The sequence below is a fragment of the Mesorhizobium sp. M7A.F.Ca.MR.362.00.0.0 genome, from assembly GCF_004023175.1.
Classification (GTDB): Bacteria; Pseudomonadota; Alphaproteobacteria; order Rhizobiales; family Rhizobiaceae; genus Mesorhizobium.
The window spans coordinates 1-210 of sequence record NZ_RZTF01001272.1 but is presented as its reverse complement, the minus strand read 5'-3'; the positions used below and the strand labels follow the sequence as shown (position 1 = coordinate 210).

The following is a 210-nucleotide window of genomic DNA, read 5'->3' as shown; positions in this document are numbered from 1 at the left end:
TAACTGCGGCCTTTTTCCCTGCTTCTTTATAATGAAATTTTGCTGTTGTAATGCCAGGATGAATGGCTTCCGTGACATCATAACCGCCAAAGCCAGTAACAGACAAAGTATCTGGTACAGCTATCCCCAGTTTGTATGCTGCCTTCAGACAGCCAAGGGCAATATTGTCTGTAGCACAAACGACAATACTCTGGTTGGAATTTCTTAAGA

At 42.9% G+C, this 210-nt stretch carries 1 protein-coding gene; it reads right to left on the bottom strand.

Annotation, left to right across the window (positions count from 1 at the left end):
• Nucleotides 1-210, bottom strand: a 210-nt coding sequence (locus EOC06_RS39880; protein ID WP_164899145.1) for a substrate-binding domain-containing protein, incomplete at both ends; no start/stop codon positions are given.